This window comes from Streptomyces sp. CNP082 (assembly GCF_059570535.1).
In genome coordinates this window covers 64,232-82,236 of record NZ_JCANSZ010000022.1, presented here as the reverse complement: position 1 = coordinate 82,236, position 18,005 = coordinate 64,232, and the positions used below count along the sequence as shown (strand labels likewise).

Below are 18,005 nucleotides of genomic sequence, written 5' to 3'. Positions count from 1 at the left end.
GGCGCACCACCGTGACCACAACCGCCAGGCCGTCCGGCACCGACGCCTACGTCTACGACGCGATCCGCACCCCGCGCGGTCGCGGCAAGGCCAACGGCGCCCTGCACGCGACGAAGCCCATCGACCTCGTCGTCGGGCTCGTCCACGAGCTGCGCCGCCGCTTCCCCGGCGTCGACCCCGCCGCCATCGACGACGTCGTGCTCGGCGTGGTGAGCCCGCACGGCGACCAGGGCTCCGACATCGCCAAGATCGCGGCCATCGCCGCCGGGCTGCCCGACAGCGTCGCCGGCCTGCAGGAGAACCGCTTCTGTGCCTCCGGCCTGGAGGCCGTCAACATCGCCGCGGCGAAGATCCGCTCCGGCTGGGAGGACCTGATCCTCGCCGGCGGCGTGGAGTCGATGTCGCGGGTGCCGATCGGCTCGGACGGCGGCGCCTGGTTCAACGACCCGATGACCAACACGGAGGTCGGCTTCGTACCGCAGGGCATCGGCGCCGACCTGATCGCCACGATCGGGGGCTACGGCCGCCGGGACGTGGACGAGTTCGCCGCGATGTCGCAGGAGCGGGCCGTCCAGGCGTGGAAGGAGGGCCGGTTCGAGCGCTCCGTGGTGCCGGTCACGGACCGCGCCGGGCTGACCGTCCTGGACCGGGACGAGCACGTCAGGCCGGGCACGACGGCGGACACCCTCGCCAAGCTCAAGCCGGCGTTCGCGGACGTCGGCGAGCTGGGCGGCTTCGACGCCGTGGCGCTGCAGAAGTACCACTGGGTGGAGCGGATCGACCACGTCCACCACGCCGGCAACTCCTCCGGCATCGTCGACGGCGCCGCGCTCGTCGCCGTCGGCTCCGCCGAGGTCGGCGAGCGGTACGGGCTCACCCCCCGGGCCCGTATCGTCTCCGCCGCCGTCACCGGCTCCGAGCCGACGATCATGCTCACCGGACCCGCCCCCGCGACCCGCAAGGCGCTCGCCAAGGCCGGCCTCGGCATCGACGACATCGACCTGATCGAGATCAACGAGGCGTTCGCCGCCGTCGTGCTGCGCTTCGCCGACGACCTGGGCGTCAGCCTGGACAAGATCAACGTCAACGGCGGCGCCATCGCCATGGGCCACCCCCTCGGCGCCACCGGCGCCATGATCCTCGGCACCCTCGTCGACGAGCTGGAGCGCCGCGACCTGCGCTACGGCCTCGCCACCCTCTGCGTCGGCGGCGGCATGGGCATCGCCACCGTCGTCGAGCGCCTCTGACCCCGTCCCGCCCCCGCCACACGGAGATCCCCCGTATGAGCACAGCCATGAGCCACACGAACACGATCCGCTGGGAGCAGGACGGCACCGGCGTCGTCACCCTCGTCCTGGACGATCCGAACCAGTCCGCCAACACCATGAACGCGGACTTCATCCAGTCGCTCACCGCCGTCGCCGACCGGCTTCAGGCCGAGCGGGACGGCGTGCGCGGCGTCGTCTTCGCCTCCGCCAAGAAGACCTTCTTCGCCGGCGGCGACCTCAACGACCTCATCCGCATCGACCGGGAGCACGCGCGCGAGGCGTTCGAGACCGGCATGGCCGTCAAGCGCGCGCTGCGCCGCATCGAGACCCTCGGCGTGCCCGTCGTCGCGGCGATCAACGGCGCCGCGCTGGGCGGCGGCTACGAGATCGCGCTCGCCTGCCACCACCGCGTCGCCCTCGACGCGCCCGGCTCGAAGATCGGGCTGCCCGAGGTCACCCTCGGCCTGCTGCCGGCGGGCGGCGGCGTCACCCGTACCGTACGGCTGATGGGCATCACCGACGCGCTGCTGAAGGTGCTGCTGCAGGGCACCCAGTACCGCCCGCGGCGGGCGCTGGAGAACGGGCTCGTGCACGAGGTCGTCGAGACCGAGGAGGAACTGCGCGCCGCCGCACGCGCGTTCGTCGACGCCCACCCGGAGTCCCGGCAGCCCTGGGACGAGGCCGGCTACCGGATCCCCGGCGGCACCCCGAAGAACCCGAAGTTCGCCGCCAACCTCCCCGCGTTCCCCGCCAACCTCAAGAAGCAGCTCGGCGGCGCCCCGTTCCCCGCCCCGCGCAACATCATGGCGGCGGCCGTCGAGGGCTCCCAGGTGGACTTCGAGACCGCCCAGGTCATCGAGGCCCGCTACTTCGTCGACCTGGCCGTCGGGCAGACCGCCAAGAACATGATCCAGGCGTTCTTCTTCGACCTGCAGGCCGTCAACGCCGGCCGCTCCCGCCCCGACGGGATCGCCGAGCGGCGCGTGTCGAAGGTCGCCGTGCTGGGCGCCGGGATGATGGGCGCCGGCATCGCCTACGCCTGCGCGCGCGCCGGCATCGAGGTGGTGCTGAAGGACGTGTCGGTCGAGGCCGCGGAGAAGGGCAAGGCGTACTCCGCGGGGCTGCTCGCCAAGCAGCTCGCCAAGGGCCGTACGACGCAGGAGAAGCGGGACGCGCTGCTGGCCCGCATCACCCCGGTCGCGGACCCCGCGGAGCTCGCCGGCTGCGACGCCGTCATCGAGGCGGTCTTCGAGGACCCGGCGCTCAAGCACAAGGTCTTCCAGGAGATCCAGGACGTCGTCGCGCCCGACGCCCTGCTCTGCTCGAACACCTCCACCCTGCCCATCACGCTGCTCGCCGAAGGCGTCGCCCGCCCGCGGGACTTCGTCGGGCTGCACTTCTTCTCGCCCGTCGACAAGATGCCGCTGGTCGAGATCGTCAAGGGCGGGCGCACCGGCGACGAGGCGCTGGCGCGCGCCTTCGACCTCGTACGGCAGATCGCCAAGACGCCGATCGTCGTGAACGACTCGCGCGGCTTCTTCACCTCCCGCGTGATCGGCCACTTCATCAACGAGGGCGTGGCCATGGTCGGCGAGGGCATCGAGCCCGCGACGGTCGAGCAGGCCGCCGCCCAGGCCGGCTACCCGGCCAAGGTGCTGTCCCTGCTGGACGAGCTGACCCTCACCCTGCCGCGGAAGATCCGCAACGAGACGCGCGCGGCCGTCGAGGCCACCGGGGGCAGCTACCCCGTGCACCCGGCGGAGGCGGTCATCGACCGCATGGTCGACGAGTTCGGCCGCACCGGGCGCGCCGGGGGAGCGGGCTTCTACGACTACGAGGACGGCCGGCGGACCCGGCTGTGGCCGGGGCTGCGGGAGCACTTCACCAAGGCGGACCAGGAGCCGCCGACGCTGCGCGACCTGCAGGAGCGGATGCTGTTCGCGGAGGCGCTGGACACCGTGCGGCTGGTCGAGGAGGGCGTGCTCACGTCCGTCGCGGATGCGAACATCGGCTCCATCTTCGGCATCGGCTTCCCGGCCTGGACCGGCGGCGTGCTGCAGTACGTCAACGGGTACGAGGGCGGGCTGCCCGGCTTCGTGACGCGGGCGCGGGAGCTGGCGGCGGCGTACGGCGAGCGCTTCGAGCCGCCCGCGCTGCTGCTGGCGAAGGCGGAGAAGGGCGAGCGGTTCACCGACGCCGGCTGAGCCGGCCCGGCCCTTGTCGCAGCCCTTGTCGCAGCCCTTGTCGCGGCCCTTGTCGCGGCCCTTGTCGCGCCGGCCACCGCCCGGTGGCCGGCGCGACGGGTCAGGCGTGACGGGACCGCAAGGCCACGCCGCGCCGCAAGGTCACTCCGCGGGGAAGGACGCCCGCAACTCCGCCTTCATCGACCGCTGGAAGGCCGTCACGAGCGCCTGCACCACCATCGGCTGCATGTGCGCCGACAGCGACTTCATCGTCTCGACCTGCTCCGGGTCGGGGTCCGCCTCGCCGAACGGCTCCCACACCTCGTCGTGGAAGAGCCGGGTCAGCTCGCGGGCCACCGCGCGGGAGTGCTCCTGCACCACGTTCCGGGCGGTGCGGACGGTCTCCAGCCGGATCGGGACGTCGAGGAGCCGTACGCCGAGGTGGAGGACGGCCGGGTCGACCCGGAAAGCGTCCCCGCCGTCCGTGGCGCCGTCGCTGCCGCCGCCGTCCGCGCCGGGTGCCGCGGCGTCCGCACCGGCGCCCCCCGGCGTCCGCTCCAGCACCCCCATGGCGGCCAGCCGCGCCACGTCGTCGTCGGTCAGCGACCGCCCAGCGCGCCGCTCCAGCTCGGCCCGGCTCACCTCCGTCTCCGCGTCCGGCACCCAGGTGGCCACCAGCGCGCGGTGCAGCGCGTGGTCCTCGGCGCTCAGCCCGGGCGGCAACTGCTGTACGTACCGCTCGATCGCCGCCAGCGTCAGCCCCTGGTGCTGCAACTCCTCGATGAGCGCGAGCCGGGACAGGTGCTCGGGGCCGTAGCGCCCCACGCGCCGCGGGCCTATGACCGGCGGGGGGAGCAGTCCGCGGGTGGAGTAGAAGCGGACCGTGCGCACGGTGACGCCCGCGCGCGCGGCCAGTTCGTCCACGGTCAGCCCGGCCGCCTCCGTCTCCTGGGTCATGGTCCAACAATATTGCTGTCTCACCGGTGCTGTGAAAGACCGCGGCGCCCCCGGCTGCCCGGCAGCCTGGGCACTTCGTGCGCGGAGGCTTCTGCAGCGGGTCACCCTCCGCTATCTTCTGGCCACCCTCATCGCTCTCCGCCTCCGGGAGACCGCCCATGCGCATGCGCGACCCCCGACGCACCGTGCTCCGCACGGCCGCCCTCGCGGCCTGCGCCGCGGCCGTCGTGCTGGCGCCGCTCACCGGCCCGCCCGCAACAGCCGCCAACCCGCCGCGTACCGGCTTCGAGGAGAGCGGCGGCACCCGCTGGACCAGCGAGCAGGAGGAGGCGGCGCTCCTGGCGACCGTGGCCGAGGACAGCCGGCGGTTCGCCGTCGACCGCATCGGCACCACCGGACAGGGCCGCCCCCTGAACCTCGTACGCATCGGCGCCCCCGGCCCGCCCACGCCGGCGCGGGCCGTCCGGGGCAGCGTCGTCCTGCTCGTCTGCACCCAGCACGGCGACGAACCGGCCGGCCGGGAGGCGTGCCTGACCAAGCTGCGCGACCTCGCGTACGCCAAGGACGCGCAGACCCGCCGCTTCCTGGCCCGCAACTCCGTCCTCGTCGTCCCCACCGCCAACCCCGACGGCCGCGCCGCCGACACCCGCGGCAACGCCGACGGCACCGACGTCAACCGCGACCACGTCGCGCTGGAGACCGCCGAAGGCCGCGCCATGGCCGCCGTCATCCGCGACTACCGCCCCGACGTCATCCACGACCTGCACGAGTTCGAGGGCACCGAGCCGTACTACGCCAAGGACGTGCTCGCCCTCTGGCCGCGCAACCTCAACACCCACCACGGCGTCCACCACGAGGCGCGCCACCTGACCCAGGACCACGTCCGCGCCGGGGTCGAGGAGGCCGGGTACAGCAGCGGCGTCTACGGCATCTGGACCGACCCGCAGACCGGCGAGCCCATCCGCCAGATCGCCGGCGACGGCCAGGAGCGCATCCTGCGCAACACCGCGGGCCTCAAGCACGCGGCCGGGGTGCTGGTCGAGACGCGCCTGACCGCGCTCACCGACGACGCGCACGACGACTCCGCAGCAAACCGCCGCCGCCGCGTCACCTCCCAGCTCACCGCGCTCGACGCCACCTTCGCCTACGCCGCGGAGCACCGCGGCCGGCTGGCCACCGCCACCGCCGAGGCCCGCGCCCGCGGCCTCGCCGGCACCGGCGCCGTCTACCTTGGCGGCGCCGACAACGAGCCGCCCGCCCCGGGCCAGGTCATCGACGACCCGCCCTGCGGCTACGCACTCGACGCCGCGCAGTACGACGCGGTCGGCGACGAACTGGCGCTGCACGGCGTCGAGGTCCGCGAGCGCGCGGGCGGCGGCGCGCTGGTGAAACTGCGGCAACCGCTGCGCGCGCTGGTGCCGCTGCTGCTGGACCAGCGGGCGGTGTACGAACTGACGGACGGCAGGCCCGTCGAACGCTGCCGCTGAGGGGGCGGGGCGGACGGGTCGGGCGGTCGGGCCGGGCGGTCGGGCCGGGCAGGCAGCGCGGACGCGGCCGGCTCGGCGCGTACGACGGCTGCCGTGCGTGCGCGGACCCGCTTGTCGGCGGGGCTGCCTGCCCTTGGGCGGGTGTGCGGGGGTTACGCCACCGGCGGGGGTTACGCCCGCAGCAGCTCCGCGGCCTCCTCGGCGCAGCCCCACGCCACAGTCACTCCCGCGCCCCCGTGCCCGTAGTTGTGGACGCACAGCGCCCCGCCCGGCAACCGCTCCGCCTCCAGCCGCACGGCGGGGCGGGCCGGGCGCAGCCCGACGCGGTGGCCGAGGACACGGGCCCGGGCGACCTCGGGGAGGATGCGCGCGCAGCGCGCCACGATGCCCTCGGCCACCGCCGGGTCCGGCTCGGTGCCCCAGGCGTCCTCGACGGCCGTACCGCCGAGGACGAGCCCGTACGGCTGCGGAAGCGCGTACAGCGTGGCGGTCGCGTCCTTGTACGCCGAGACCACCCACTCCTCGACGCCCGGGTTCTCCACGACGACGAGCTGCCCCTGCACCGGCCGCACACCCGGGTCCGGGACCAGCTCGCGGGCGCCCAGGCCGGTGCAGTTGACGACGTACGGGGCCGCCTGCCCGGCCTCCGCCAGCGACCCGGCGGTGCGCCGCTCGATCCGGCCGCCGGCCGCTGCCAGCCGGTCGCGCAGGTGGGCAAGGTGCGTGGCCGTGTCGACGATCGGCACCGTCGCGCGCACCCCCACGGCGTACGGGCCGGGCAGCTCCGCGGGGTCCGCGGCCCGTACCTCGCGCAGTGCGCGCCGCCACGGCCCGAGGCCGGCGAACTCGGCGCCGAGCTGCAGCCCCGTCCGCATGCGCACGCCCGTCACCGCCGCGTGCTCCGCCTGCTGCGCGTACACGTCGAACGACCGCACCGACCAGTCGGCGACCCGGTGTTCCGGCTCGATCCGGTACGGCCACCACAGCCCGCCCGCGACCGCCGACGTCGTCTCCTCCGCCGGCTCCCGCGCCCACACCGCGACCCGCCGGCCACCCTCGGCGAGGACGACCGCACTGGTCAGGCCGATGATGCCGCTGCCGACCACGATGACTTCGGATTCCATCCCGGCAGTCTGCCGCACCCGCCCCGCGGCTGCCCGGGGTGGTGGGCAACGGACGTTGATCGCTATCCTGTTCGCATGTCGAATCACGTGCACACCGCAAGCGTTCAGGGGGCGCACGCCCCGCGCCGATGACCGCCCGCCCGGGGGGCCGCCGGCCCGGCAGCGACGGTCCGGCCATCCGCACCCGCACCCCCCGAGAGCTGAAGCGCAGCCGCCGCCCCCGCGCCCACTCCTGCTGGGACCACCTCTACGCCGCCCCGCTCTGGCCGCTCCACGGCGCCAACCTCGGTACGCTGCTGCGCACCTGTGACGCCGTCGGCGCCTGCCTCGTCGTGCCCCGCTTCCCCTGGGTACCCGAGGCGCTGGCCCGCGGCAACACGCTGCGCCGCCCCGTCTGCGTGCACTGGACCGGCGACCCGCTGCGCTGGCTGGAGCGGCAGCGCGCCGCGGGCAAGAGCGTCCTGGGCGTCGAACTCGCCGACGAGGCCGTACGCATCGCCGACCTGCCGGCCGCGCGCCGCCCCACGGTGATGGTGCTCGGCCACGAACAGCACGGCATCCCGCCGGAGGCGCTCGACCTGCTCGACGAGGCCGTCGAGATACCCATGGTCGGCACCGGCGCCAGCCTCAACGTCGCCGTGGCCGGCTCCCTCGTCCTCTACCGGCTGGCCGGGCTGCTGTGACCGGTGACGTCCTGCTCATGGCCGGAGTCCTGCTGCTCGGCGCGTCCGTGCAGCGGCTCGCGGGCATTGGTCTCGCGCTGGTCGCCGGGCCGGCGCTCGCGCTGGTGCTCGGCCCGGCCGAGGGCGTCCGGCTGTCCAACTGCGCGGCCGGCGCCATCAGCGCGTTCGGGCTGGCCACCGTCTGGCGGCAGGTCCGCCCTGCCGCCATGGTGCCGCTGCTGGCCGCCGCGGTCTGCACGGTGCCCGTCGGCGCCGTCACGGCCGCCCGACTCCCCGCGCCCGTACTGCTGACCGCCATGGGCGCCATGGTCTGCGGCGCCGTCGGGCTCGTCATGGCCGGTGCCCGCGCCGAGTCGCTGCGCGGCACCGGCGGGGCGGTCACGGCCGGCGCGATGAGCGGCTTCATGAACTCCTCCGCGGGCATCGGCGGCCCCGCCGTCTCGCTGTACGCCGTGAACGCCGGCTGGACGGTGCGGGAGTTCGTGCCGAACGCGCTGTTCTACGGCGTCGTCATCAACATCGTCTCGGTCGCGGCGAAGGGCCCGCCGGACCTGTCGGCCGACGCCTGGGGGCTGTGCGCGGCGGCCGTCGCGGCGGGCGCGCTCATCGGGCGCGCCCTCGGCGACCGGGTGCCCGAGGCGCCGGCGCGCCGGCTGGTGCTGATCCTCGGGCTGGCCGGCGGAGCGGCGACGCTGACGAAGGGGCTGCTGGGGCTGTGAGAGCGGCGGCTGCGGCCGGCACCGTACGGCGGCCCCGCGGTGCACTCCCGCATGCGGGCCCGCGGACGGCCGGGCGCGCCTCACGGCACCTGCGGGCGGGGCCCGGCTCGGGCCGGGCCCCGCTCACCGATGCGCAGCGTACGCGGACCCGGCGGCTGTGCGTGCCGGGCCCGCGGAGCGATCAGCGCTTGCCGCGGCGCCCGTTGCCGCCACCGCCGCCGCTGCCGCCCCGGCCACCGCCGCCGAGCAGGCCCGCGCGGCGCAGCGCGTCCGCCATCTCGCTGTTCTCCGGCGGCGCCTCGCGGCGCCGGCCGCCGCCACCGCGCTGCCGCCCGCCGCCCGCGCCCTGGCCGCCGCCGCCCGGGCCGGTGCCCCGCTGCCGCGGCGGACCCTGCCGGTCCCGCTCACGCCCACCGCCCCGGCCGCCGCCGCCCGCCGCCCTGCCCGGCTCGTCGTCCAGCCGCAGCGTCAGGGAGATCCGCTTCCGCGGCACGTCCACGTCCAGCACCTTCACCTTCACGATGTCGCCGGGCTTGGCGACCTCGCGCGGGTCCTTCACGAACGTCTTCGACATCGCCGAGACGTGCACCAGCCCGTCCTGGTGGACGCCCACGTCCACGAACGCCCCGAACGCGGCCACGTTCGTCACCACGCCCTCCAGCACCATCCCCTGCTGCAGGTCGCCGATCTTCTCCACGCCTTCCTTGAACACCGCCGTCCGGAACGCCGGCCGCGGGTCGCGCCCCGGCTTCTCCAGCTCCTTGAGGATGTCCGTCACCGTCGGCAGCCCGAACCGCTCGTCGGTGAAGTCCTGCGGCTTCAGCGACCGCAGCGTCTTCGTGTCGCCGATGAGCGCCGCCACCTCGGCGCCGCCCGCCCGCACCATCTGCCGCACCACCGGATACGCCTCGGGGTGCACGCCGGAGGCGTCCAGCGGGTCGTCTCCGCCGCGGATGCGCAGGAAGCCCGCGCACTGCTCGAACGCCTTCGGCCCCAGCCGCGGCACGTCCTTCAGCGCCGCGCGGCTGCGGAACGGCCCGTTGGCGTCGCGGTGCGCCACGATGTTCTCCGCGAGCCCCGCGCCGATGCCGGAGACGCGCGCCAGCAGCGGCGCTGAGGCGGTGTTGAGGTCGACGCCCACGCCGTTGACACAGTCCTCCACCACCGCGTCCAGGGAGCGAGACAGCTTCGCCTCCGACAGGTCGTGCTGGTATTGGCCGACGCCGATCGACTTCGGGTCGATCTTCACCAGCTCGGCCAGCGGGTCCTGCAGCCGCCGCGCGATGGACACCGCGCCGCGCAGCGACACGTCCAGCTCGGGCAGCTCCTGCGAGGCGAACGCCGATGCCGAGTACACCGAGGCCCCGGCCTCCGAGACCATCACCTTCGTCAGCTTCAGCGCGGGCTGCGCGGCGATCAGGTCGGCGGCCAGCTTGTCGGTCTCCCGCGAGCCCGTGCCGTTGCCGATCGCGACCAGCTCCACCTCGTGCACGCGCGCCAGTTCCGCGAGGACGGCCAGCGACTCGTCCCACTTGCGGTGCGGCGCGTGCGGATAGACGGTCGCGGTGGCGGCGACCTTGCCGGTGGCGTCGACGACGGCGACCTTCACGCCCGTACGCAGCCCGGGGTCCAGCCCCAGCGTGGCGCGCGTGCCCGCGGGCGCGGCCAGCAGCAGGTCCCGCAGGTTGGCGGCGAAGACGTCCACCGCCTGGTCCTCCGCGGCCGTACGCAGCCGCAGCCGCAGGTCGATGCCGAGGTGCACCAGGATCCGGGTGCGCCACGCCCAGCGCACCGTCTCGGCGAGCCAGGGGTCGGCGGGCCGGCCCCGGTTCTCCACGCCGAACCGGGCCGCGATGGCGCGCTCGTACGCCGACGGGCCCTCCTGCTCCGCCTCCCCGGGGGCGTCGGGCTCCAGGGCCAGGTCGAGGATCTCCTCCTTCTCACCGCGGAAGAGCGCGAGGATGCGGTGCGAGGGCAGGTCGGTCAGCGGCTCGGCGAAGTCGAAGTAGTCCGAGAACTTCGCGCCCGCCTCCTCCTTGCCCTCGCGCACCTTGGCCGCCGCGCGGCCGTGCGTCCACATCCGCTCCCGCAGCTCGCCGATCAGGTCGGCGTCCTCGCCGAACCGCTCGGTGAGGATGGCCCGCGCGCCCTCCAGGGCCGCGGCCGGGTCGGCCACGCCCCTGTCCGCGTCCACGAACGCGGTCGCCGCCGCGAGCGGCGCCACCGACGGGTCGGTGAGCAGCCCGTCGGCCAGCGGCTCGAGACCGGCCTCGCGGGCGATCTGCGCCTTCGTCCGCCGCTTGGGCTTGTAGGGCAGATACACGTCCTCCAGGCGGGCCTTGGAGTCCGCGGCGCGGATCTGCGCCTCCAGCTCCTCCGTCAGCTTGCCCTGCCCGCGCACGGACTCCAGGATCGCCGCCCGCCGCTCCTCCAGCTCCCGCAGATACCGCAGCCGCTCCTCGGCGGTGCGCAACTGGGCGTCGTCGAGCATCTCCGTCGCCTCTTTGCGGTAGCGGGCGATGAACGGCACGGTGGCGCCGTCGTCGAGCAGCCGCACCGCCGCCGTGATCTGCCGCTCGCGTACGCCGAGCTCCTCGGCGATCCTGGCCTCAATCGATACCGACGCCGTCACGTCCGCCCCGCTTTCTGTCATCTGTGGCGGAGTGCATTGTGGCAGGTCCGACTGACAGCCGGGCGCCCGGCGGGACCTGTCCCGGTCGCCCGGCGGGTCGGACCTGCCCAGGAGCAGCACGGGACCAGCCCAGGAACAGCGCAGGACCGGGCCAGAACCGGCTCCGTATCGGGGTCTCAGCCCTTGCCGAAGATGTCCTTGGGCATCGCCCCCGCGGCCAGCGCGGTGGTGGTGTAGCCGGTGGCCAGCTCGGTCAGCCGCGCCACGCCCGCCGCACCCAGCCGCGCGTACGGGGCGAGGTCCACCCGGTCCGTCTCGTCCTCCAGCTCCCTGCGCAGCGCCGTGCCCGCCTCCGTCAGCTCGCCGTCCGCGGCCAGCAGCCTGCGGGCCCGCAGCCGGTCCTGCGCCGCGGCCCACTCCTCGCCCGTCCAGCCGCGCGAGTCCCGGGCGAACTCCGGCGTGAAGCCGAAGCCGGAGGCGGTGTGGGTGACCTGGGACTCCAGCCCGTCGAGCCCGGCGTGGGCGAGGAGCGCGTTGTGGCTGTCGCCGCGGTGCTCGCGCAGTTGCGTGGCGGCGTGCCAGAGCACCAGGTGCGGGGCGTCCGGGACCGGCTGCTCGGCTTCGGCCGCGTACAGCACCCGCCCGGCGCGCCCGCCGCCGGCCGCCGCCTGCTGCGCCAGCTCCGCGGCCTCCGCCAGCTCCGGCGAGGCGATCGTCTCCTCGCCGAGGAGCCGCCGCAGCATGGCGTCGGCGACGCGCAGCCGGGTCGCCAGTACGGTGGCCGGGTCCGCGGCCGTCCAGGCGGCGGGCAGGTGCTGCGCGGCCAGCCGGTGGCTGTAGTTGTAGAAGGCTGCGGTGACCACGCCGGGCCCGACGGGTCCCATGGCGGCGGACCTCGCCGTGAAGTACGCGCCGTGCCAGCCGTCTATGCCGATGCGTGCGAACTCCTCGGTGAACTCCGGCGCGAAGTAGATCGCCGAGTGCAGTGGGTTGAGGACCTGTTGGCAGCGGCGGCCGGCGCGCTGCGGGAGTGGCGTCATGCGGCCAGGCTACTGAGCGGACGCTTAGCGAGAGAAGGGGGCGAACGGACATGGCAGGAAAGGTGGGATCTTCGTCATTGCTGCCACCGGCGCCGGCACCCGCGCCTCACCCGCCGAGTACCGCCGCCGCCTGAACTCCCCCCACCGCCCGCACAGCACCCACCCACCGGAAGCACCGGACGCACCCGGAAGAGGAGCCATGCAGATCGCCATCCTGCTCTACGACCGTCTCACCGCCCTCGACGCCGTCGGCCCGTACGAGATACTCGCGCGCCTCGGCGGCGCCGAGGTCGTCACCGCCGCCGAGGCCCGCGGCCCGGTCGCCAACGACGTGGGCAGCCTCGCCATGGTCGCCGACGCCGCGCTGGACGAGGTCCGGCGCCCGCAGATCGTCGTCGTCTTTGGCGGGCCCGGCCAGGCCGGGCAGATGGCCGACGGGCCGGTGCACGCATGGCTGCGGGCCGTGGACGAGCACACCCTGTGGACCACGTCGGTGTGCACCGGCTCGCTGATCCTCGCCGCCGCGGGCCTGCTGCGCGGGCGGCGGGCGACCTCGCACCGGCTCGCCGTCGACCAGCTCCGTGACCACGGCGCCGAGCCGGCCGGCGAACGGGTCGTCTTCGACGGCAAGTACGTCACCGCCGCCGGGGTCTCCGCCGGCATCGACATGGCGCTGACGCTGGCCGGGCGGATCCAGGGGGACACGATGGGGCAGATCGTCCAGCTCGCCACCGAGTACGACCCGCAGCCGCCCTACGACGCGGGTGCCCGGGAGAAGGCCCGGCGGAAGTCGTCCGAATGGTCTCCACCCACAGCCGGTTCATCCTCGAAGGCGTACGGGACTGAGGGCCCGGCGGCCCGCGGCGGCGGCCGTCAGACGGTCCAGGTGAAGCGCGGCTCGCGGCGCTCCAGGAAGGCGGCGACGCCCTCCCGGGTGTCGCCGGCCGCGCGCGCCTGGCGGGCCCAGTGCGCGATACGCGCCGCGTCCACCCCGGCGGCGGGCGAGCTCCCGCCGCCGTCTCCGTCCCCGTTCACGTCGGTGCTGTCGGCGAAGTCCTTCGCCGCCGCCTGGGTGAGCTGCGAGCGCACCGCGAGCACCCCGGTGAACTCCGCCACCCGCGCGCCGAGTTCCGCCGCGGGCAGCACCTCGTCCGCCAGGCCGGTGCGCAGCGCCCGCGCGGCGTCGACCAACTCGGCCGAGAACAGCAGGTACTTCGCCGTCGCCGGGCCCACCAGCCGCACCAGCCGGCGCGTCGCGCCGGCCGGGTAGACGATGCCCAGCTTCGCCGGGGTCACCCCGAACAGCGCGTCGTCGGCGGCGAACCGCAGGTCGCAGGCCGCCGCGAGCTGGCAGCCGCCGCCCACGCAGTGGCCGCGTACGGCCGCGAGCGTCGGCTTCGGGAAGGCGGCGAGCGCCTCCTCCGCGGCCTCGGCGAGGCCCTGCGTGCTCTCGCTCCCCGCCCGCAGCGAGCCGATGTCGGCGCCCGCGCAGAAGGTGCCGCCCGCGCCGGTGAGCACCAGCGCGCGCACCGCCCGGTCCGCGGCGAGCCCCGCCAGCAGTCCGGGCAGCGCGCGCCACATGTCCGGCGTCATCGCGTTGCGCTTGGCAGGGTTGCTGATGACCACGGTCGCCACACCGCCGTCGACGTCGCTGCGCAGCTCGCCTTCGCTCATGACCGGCAGCTTCTCACGACAGGGCGCGCATTCCGGAACGGCCACGGGGCCGTCCCGGCGCGCCTTCGGCTACAGCGGCTCGATGTCGCTCAACTCCTCGTCCAGCACCAGCCAGCGCGTGATCCCGATGTCGCGCAGGAACCGCACGTCGTGGCTGGCGACCACGAGCGCCCCCTCGTACGACTCCAGTGCCTTCACCAACTGCCGCACGCTCGCGATGTCGAGGTTGTTCGTCGGCTCGTCCAGCATCAGCAACTGCGGTGCCGGCTCCGCCAGCATCAGCGCCGCCAGCGTGGCCCGGAACCGCTCCCCGCCCGACAGCGTGCCCACGATCTGGTCCGCCCGGCCCTGCCGGAACAGGAAGCGGGCCAGCCGGGAGCGGATCTGCTGATTGGTCGCCGCGGGCGCCAGCAGCGCCACGTTCTCGACGATGCTCAGCGCGTCGTCCAGCACGTCGAGCCGCTGCGGCAGGTAGCGCAGCGGCACGTGCACCGCCGCCTCGCCCGCCACCGGCGCGAGCTGCCCGGCGACCGTGCGCAGCAGCGTGGACTTGCCCGCGCCGTTGCGCCCGGTCAGCGCGATCCGCTCCGGGCCGCGCACCTGCAGTGCCCCGACCCGCGCGCCGTAGCGCAGCTCCACCTCGCGCAGCATGAGCACGTCCCGGCCCGCGGGCACGGCGGTGTACGAGAGGTCGACGCGGATCTCGTCGTCGTCCCGTACCGCCGCCTCCGCCTCGTCGAGCCGCTCCCTGGCGTCCTTGAGCCGCTCCTCGTGCATGATGCGGTGTTTGCCGGCGGAGACCTGGGCCTCCCGCTTGCGCGCGTTCATGACGATCTTCGGTTCGCGCTTGTTCGCGTACTGCTTGTCGGCGTACCGCTTGCGCTTGCTCAGCTTCTCGTGGGCCTCGGCCAGTTCGCGCTTCTGCCGGCGCAGGTCCGCCTCCGCGGAGCGCACCGTCCGCTCGGCGGCCTCCTGCTCGACGGCCAGCGCCTCCTCGTACGCCGTGAAGTTGCCGCCGTACCAGGTGACGTCGCCGTCCCGCAGATCGGCGACCTGGTCGACGCGGTCGAGCAGCTCGCGGTCGTGGCTGACGATCACCATCACGCCCGGCCAGGACTCCACGGCCGCGTACAGCCGGCGGCGGGCCTTCAGGTCGAGGTTGTTGGTCGGCTCGTCCAGCAGCAGCACGTCCGGCCGCTGCATCAGCAGCGCGGCCAGCCGCAGCAGCACCGACTCGCCGCCGGAGACCTCGCCGATGGTGCGGTCGAGGCCGACGTGCGCGAGGCCGAGCTGGTCGAGGGTGGCGCGGGCGCGCTCCTCGACGTCCCAGTCGTCGCCGACGGCGGCGAAGTGCTCCTCCGCGACGTCGCCCGACTCGATGGCGTGCAGGGCGCGCCGCACTCCGGTGATGCCCAGCACCGCGTCGACCTGCGCGGCGGTGTCGAGAACGAGGTTCTGCGGCAGGTAGCCGACGGTGCCCGCGGCTTTGACCGTGCCGGCGGCCGGGGCCAGCTCCCCGGCCATCAGCCGCAGCAGCGTGGACTTGCCCGTGCCGTTGCGGCCGATCAGCCCGGTGCGGCCGGGGCCGACCACGAGGTCGAAGTCCTCGAAGACGGTCGTGCCGTCGGGCCAGGTGAAGGCCAGCCCGTGGCAGGTGACAGAGGCGGCGGCGGGCGGCGTGGAGGGAAATGACATGGCGTCTCCGGTGGGCTCGAAGGGGTGCGACGGGGCGGGCGTCGGCACCGGACGGCGACCTGGGAGAGCGGGGTGGAACGGGAGCGGAGCTGGGTGCCCTGCAGGAGAGGAAGGTGGCTCAAGCCGTGAGGTCGCACGTGCCGCACACGGAGATGCCGCGGGCACGGTGCCGAAGTGACCTCAGACGAGCAACACCTTCTCCAATCGTCGACTGCAGGGCACTGTGAAGGTACGACGGTTCAGCGGGAATCGGCAACCGCTTATTTCGATCTCAACGCAGGACCGTCGTGGCGCAGCCGGTCGGAAGGTGACGAAAGCCAGTCAAGTTCTGCTCGATGGGGGTTGAGCTGGAGGTGAATGCCAACACTCGGAGGGTGAGCGGTGGTGAAAGCAGGTGCCGGCGGTGAACGACGGCGGCAGCCTGAAACCCGAGCCCGGGCAGGTGGTCCCGGCGCCGTACGAGGGCACCTGGAAGTTCGACGCCCCGGCGCTCGACTCCTCCGTACCCCAGTCCCGGCACGCCGTACGCGACCTCCTCGTCCGCCAGCACGTCCCCATCGGCGAGGAGATGCTGCAGGGCGTGCTGCTGATCGTCTCCGAGCTGGTGACGAACGCGGTCCGGCACGCCGGCGTGCTCTCCCCTCAGATCGGCGTCGAGCTGTCGGTCAGCGCCGGCTGGCTCCGCGTCGCCGTCCAGGACCAGCACCCGTACCGCCCGAAGGCCCTGCAGGCGGAGACCGACGAGACGGGCGGCCGGGGCCTGCTGCTGGTCAAGGCGATCACGAACGACGCGGGCGGCATCTGTGACGTGGCGCACACCGTCGACGGCGGGAAGGTGATCTGGGCGTCCCTCCCGCTCGCCGGAGTCACCAGCCGGACGCCGGCCCCGTCAGCTCCCGGATGGCCGGCCTGGCCGCGTCGAGCACCGTCATGAACCACGCCGAGAACGGGTCCGCGGCGTGCCGCACCAGCAGCTCGTCCGGTGTGACCCAGGCGACCGCGCCGACCTCGTCGGTGTCCGGCCGCGGCTCGGTCCGCAGCAGCCCGGCGAAGAGGTGGTTGTACTCGTGCTCGACCAGGCCCGAGGCCGGGTCCGGGTGGTGGTACGTCACCGTCCCCGCCTCGGCGAGCAGCGCGGGCGAGACGCCCAGCTCCTCGAAGGTGCGGCGGGCCGCGGCGGCGAGCGGCGACTCGCCCGGGTAGGGGTGGCCGCAGCAGGAGTTGGACCACACGCCGGGGGAGTGGTACTTGCCCAGTGCCCGCTGCTGGATCAGCATCCGGCCTGCGGTGTCGCAGAGGAACACGGAGAACGCCCGGTGCAGCCGGCCCGGCGCCTGGTGCGCGGAGAGCTTCTCGGCGGTGCCGATCGTGGTGCCGTCCTCGTCGACGAGCTCCAGCATGATCTCTTCGGTGGTGGTAGCGGCCGGCATGACCATCCTTTGCGTACGATCTGCGGCGGCCGGTGCGAGGGGGTGCCCCGGCCCGTGCGGCGGGCGGGGGCGGCGGCACGCCTCATTCAGTCTGCCCTACCGGCGACCGCTCAGTGGCAGAGGTGCGCCTCGTGCTCGGCGTGTCCGACGGGCTCGATCTGGAACGTGCAGTGCTCGACATCGAAGTGATCACCGAGGCACCCCTGCAGATCGTGCAGCAGCTTCTCGTGGCCCACCGCCTGCAGCGCGTCCTCCTTCACCACGACGTGCGCCGAGATCACCGGCATCCCCGACGTGATCGTCCACACGTGCAGGTCGTGCAGCTCCACCACGCCCGGCAGCGCGAGGATGTGCGTCCGTACCTCGGAGACGTCCACGTCCCTGGGCGCCGCCTCCAGCAGCACGTCCAGCGCCTCGCGCAGCAGCCGGAAGGTCCGCGGGATGATCATCGAGCCGATGACGAGCGAGGCGACCTGGTCCGCGTACTGCCAGCCGGTGGTGACGATGACCAGCGCCGAGATGATCACCGCGACCGACCCCAGGGCGTCGGCCAGCACCTCCAGGAAGGCGCCGCGCACGTTCAGGCTCTCCTGCCGGCCGCGCATCAGCAGCGCCAGCGAGATCAGGTTGACCACCAGGCCCGCGGCACCGAACGCGAAGGTCAGCCCGCCCTCGATCTCCGGCGGGTCCATGAAGCGGCGCACCGCCTGGTAGAGGATGTAGCCGCCGACGCCGAAGAGCAGCAGGCAGTTGGCCAGCGCCGCCAGGATCTCCGCCCGCGCGAAGCCGAAGGTGCGCCGCTCGCTCGTGGGCCGGTTCGCGAAGTGGATCGCCAGCAGCGCCATGGACAGCCCGACCACGTCGGTCGCCATGTGCCCGGCGTCCGCGACGAGCGCCAGCGAGCCGGTGATCACCCCGCCGACCACCTGGAGGCCCAGCACCGACAAGGTCAGGATCAAGGCCATGCGCAGCCGGCCGCGGTGCGCGGCGGAGGCCGTGCCGCCGGCCGGTCCGTGGGAGTGATCGTGCCCTGCACCCATGCCGTGTGCCCTCCGCTTCACCGACGGTCGCGGACAGCCCCTCGCGCCTGCCCGGTGATCTCAGTGAACTACG

Annotated in this window: 14 protein-coding genes and 1 pseudogene; 7 read left to right on the top strand and 8 right to left on the bottom strand. The window is 74.2% G+C overall.

Annotation, left to right across the window (positions count from 1 at the left end; all coding sequences use genetic code 11):
• Positions 1-11 precede the first annotated feature (11 nt).
• Both B124_RS18965 and B124_RS18960 read left to right on the top strand, forming a co-directional pair.
• Positions 12-1,247, top strand: a complete 1,236-nt coding sequence (locus tag B124_RS18965; RefSeq protein WP_496504066.1) for an acetyl-CoA C-acetyltransferase — start codon at positions 12-14, stop codon at positions 1,245-1,247.
• A 47-nt stretch (positions 1,248-1,294) separates the two neighbouring features.
• Positions 1,295-3,472 carry a 3-hydroxyacyl-CoA dehydrogenase NAD-binding domain-containing protein gene (locus tag B124_RS18960; protein WP_496504065.1) on the top strand — a complete coding sequence of 726 codons (2,178 nt, stop codon included), beginning with the start codon at positions 1,295-1,297 and terminating at the stop codon, positions 3,470-3,472.
• Between the two features lie 141 nt (positions 3,473-3,613).
• Here the strand turns inward: B124_RS18960 and B124_RS18955 are convergent, their stop codons facing one another.
• A complete protein-coding gene (locus tag B124_RS18955; RefSeq protein WP_496504064.1) occupies positions 3,614-4,408 on the bottom strand; it encodes a MerR family transcriptional regulator in 795 nt (264 codons plus the stop codon).
• Between the two features lie 158 nt (positions 4,409-4,566).
• On the opposite strand from B124_RS18955, the gene B124_RS18950 reads away from it, so the two are divergent.
• Positions 4,567-5,895: a M14 family metallopeptidase gene (locus B124_RS18950; protein ID WP_496504063.1), complete on the top strand. Its 1,329-nt coding sequence runs from the start codon at positions 4,567-4,569 to the stop codon at positions 5,893-5,895.
• 170 nt (positions 5,896-6,065) lie between these two features.
• Here B124_RS18950 and B124_RS18945 read toward each other — a convergent pair whose 3' ends face one another.
• A complete protein-coding gene (locus B124_RS18945) occupies positions 6,066-7,019 on the bottom strand; it encodes an FAD-dependent oxidoreductase (RefSeq protein WP_496504062.1) in 954 nt (317 codons plus the stop codon).
• 128 nt (positions 7,020-7,147) lie between these two features.
• Between B124_RS18945 and B124_RS18940 the strand changes: the two genes are divergently transcribed.
• Positions 7,148-7,702, top strand: coding sequence for a TrmH family RNA methyltransferase (locus tag B124_RS18940; protein WP_496504061.1), 555 nt, complete (start codon positions 7,148-7,150; stop codon positions 7,700-7,702).
• Positions 7,703-7,719: 17 nt separating this feature from the next.
• Positions 7,720-8,421, top strand: a complete 702-nt coding sequence (locus B124_RS18935) for a TSUP family transporter (RefSeq protein ID WP_496504094.1) — start codon at positions 7,720-7,722, stop codon at positions 8,419-8,421.
• Positions 8,422-8,602: 181 nt separating this feature from the next.
• On the opposite strand, the gene B124_RS18930 is transcribed toward B124_RS18935, so the two are convergent.
• Together B124_RS18930 and B124_RS18925 are read right to left on the bottom strand one after the other, a co-directional pair.
• Positions 8,603-11,074, bottom strand: coding sequence for a Tex family protein (locus B124_RS18930; protein ID WP_496504060.1), 2,472 nt, complete (start codon positions 11,072-11,074; stop codon positions 8,603-8,605).
• A 155-nt stretch (positions 11,075-11,229) separates the two neighbouring features.
• Positions 11,230-12,093, bottom strand: coding sequence for an SCO6745 family protein (locus B124_RS18925; protein WP_496504059.1), 864 nt, complete (start codon positions 12,091-12,093; stop codon positions 11,230-11,232).
• A gap of 199 nt (positions 12,094-12,292) precedes the next feature.
• Here B124_RS18925 and B124_RS18920 point away from each other — a divergent pair.
• A pseudogene (locus tag B124_RS18920) lies at positions 12,293-12,939 on the top strand (DJ-1/PfpI family protein).
• Between the two features lie 27 nt (positions 12,940-12,966).
• Here the strand turns inward: B124_RS18920 and B124_RS18915 are convergent.
• Together B124_RS18915 and B124_RS18910 are read right to left on the bottom strand one after the other, a co-directional pair.
• Positions 12,967-13,767, bottom strand: a complete 801-nt coding sequence (locus tag B124_RS18915) for an enoyl-CoA hydratase/isomerase family protein (protein ID WP_496504058.1) — start codon at positions 13,765-13,767, stop codon at positions 12,967-12,969.
• 69 nt (positions 13,768-13,836) lie between these two features.
• Positions 13,837-15,462, bottom strand: coding sequence for an ABC-F family ATP-binding cassette domain-containing protein (locus B124_RS18910; RefSeq protein WP_496504057.1), 1,626 nt, complete (start codon positions 15,460-15,462; stop codon positions 13,837-13,839).
• A 403-nt stretch (positions 15,463-15,865) separates the two neighbouring features.
• Between B124_RS18910 and B124_RS18905 the strand changes: the two genes are divergently transcribed.
• Positions 15,866-16,396 carry an ATP-binding protein gene (locus B124_RS18905; protein WP_496504056.1) on the top strand — a complete coding sequence of 177 codons (531 nt, stop codon included), beginning with the start codon at positions 15,866-15,868 and terminating at the stop codon, positions 16,394-16,396.
• Here B124_RS18905 and idi read toward each other — a convergent pair.
• Both idi and B124_RS18895 read right to left on the bottom strand, forming a co-directional pair.
• Positions 16,329-16,892, bottom strand: coding sequence for an isopentenyl-diphosphate Delta-isomerase (gene idi / locus B124_RS18900; protein ID WP_496504055.1), 564 nt, complete (start codon positions 16,890-16,892; stop codon positions 16,329-16,331). The two genes, B124_RS18905 and idi, sit on opposite strands and share 68 nt — an antisense overlap.
• Before the next feature lie 110 nt (positions 16,893-17,002).
• On the bottom strand, positions 17,003-17,932 hold the full coding sequence (locus tag B124_RS18895; RefSeq protein ID WP_496504054.1) for a cation diffusion facilitator family transporter: 930 nt from the start codon (positions 17,930-17,932) through the stop codon (positions 17,003-17,005).
• Positions 17,933-18,005: the final 73 nt, after the last annotated feature.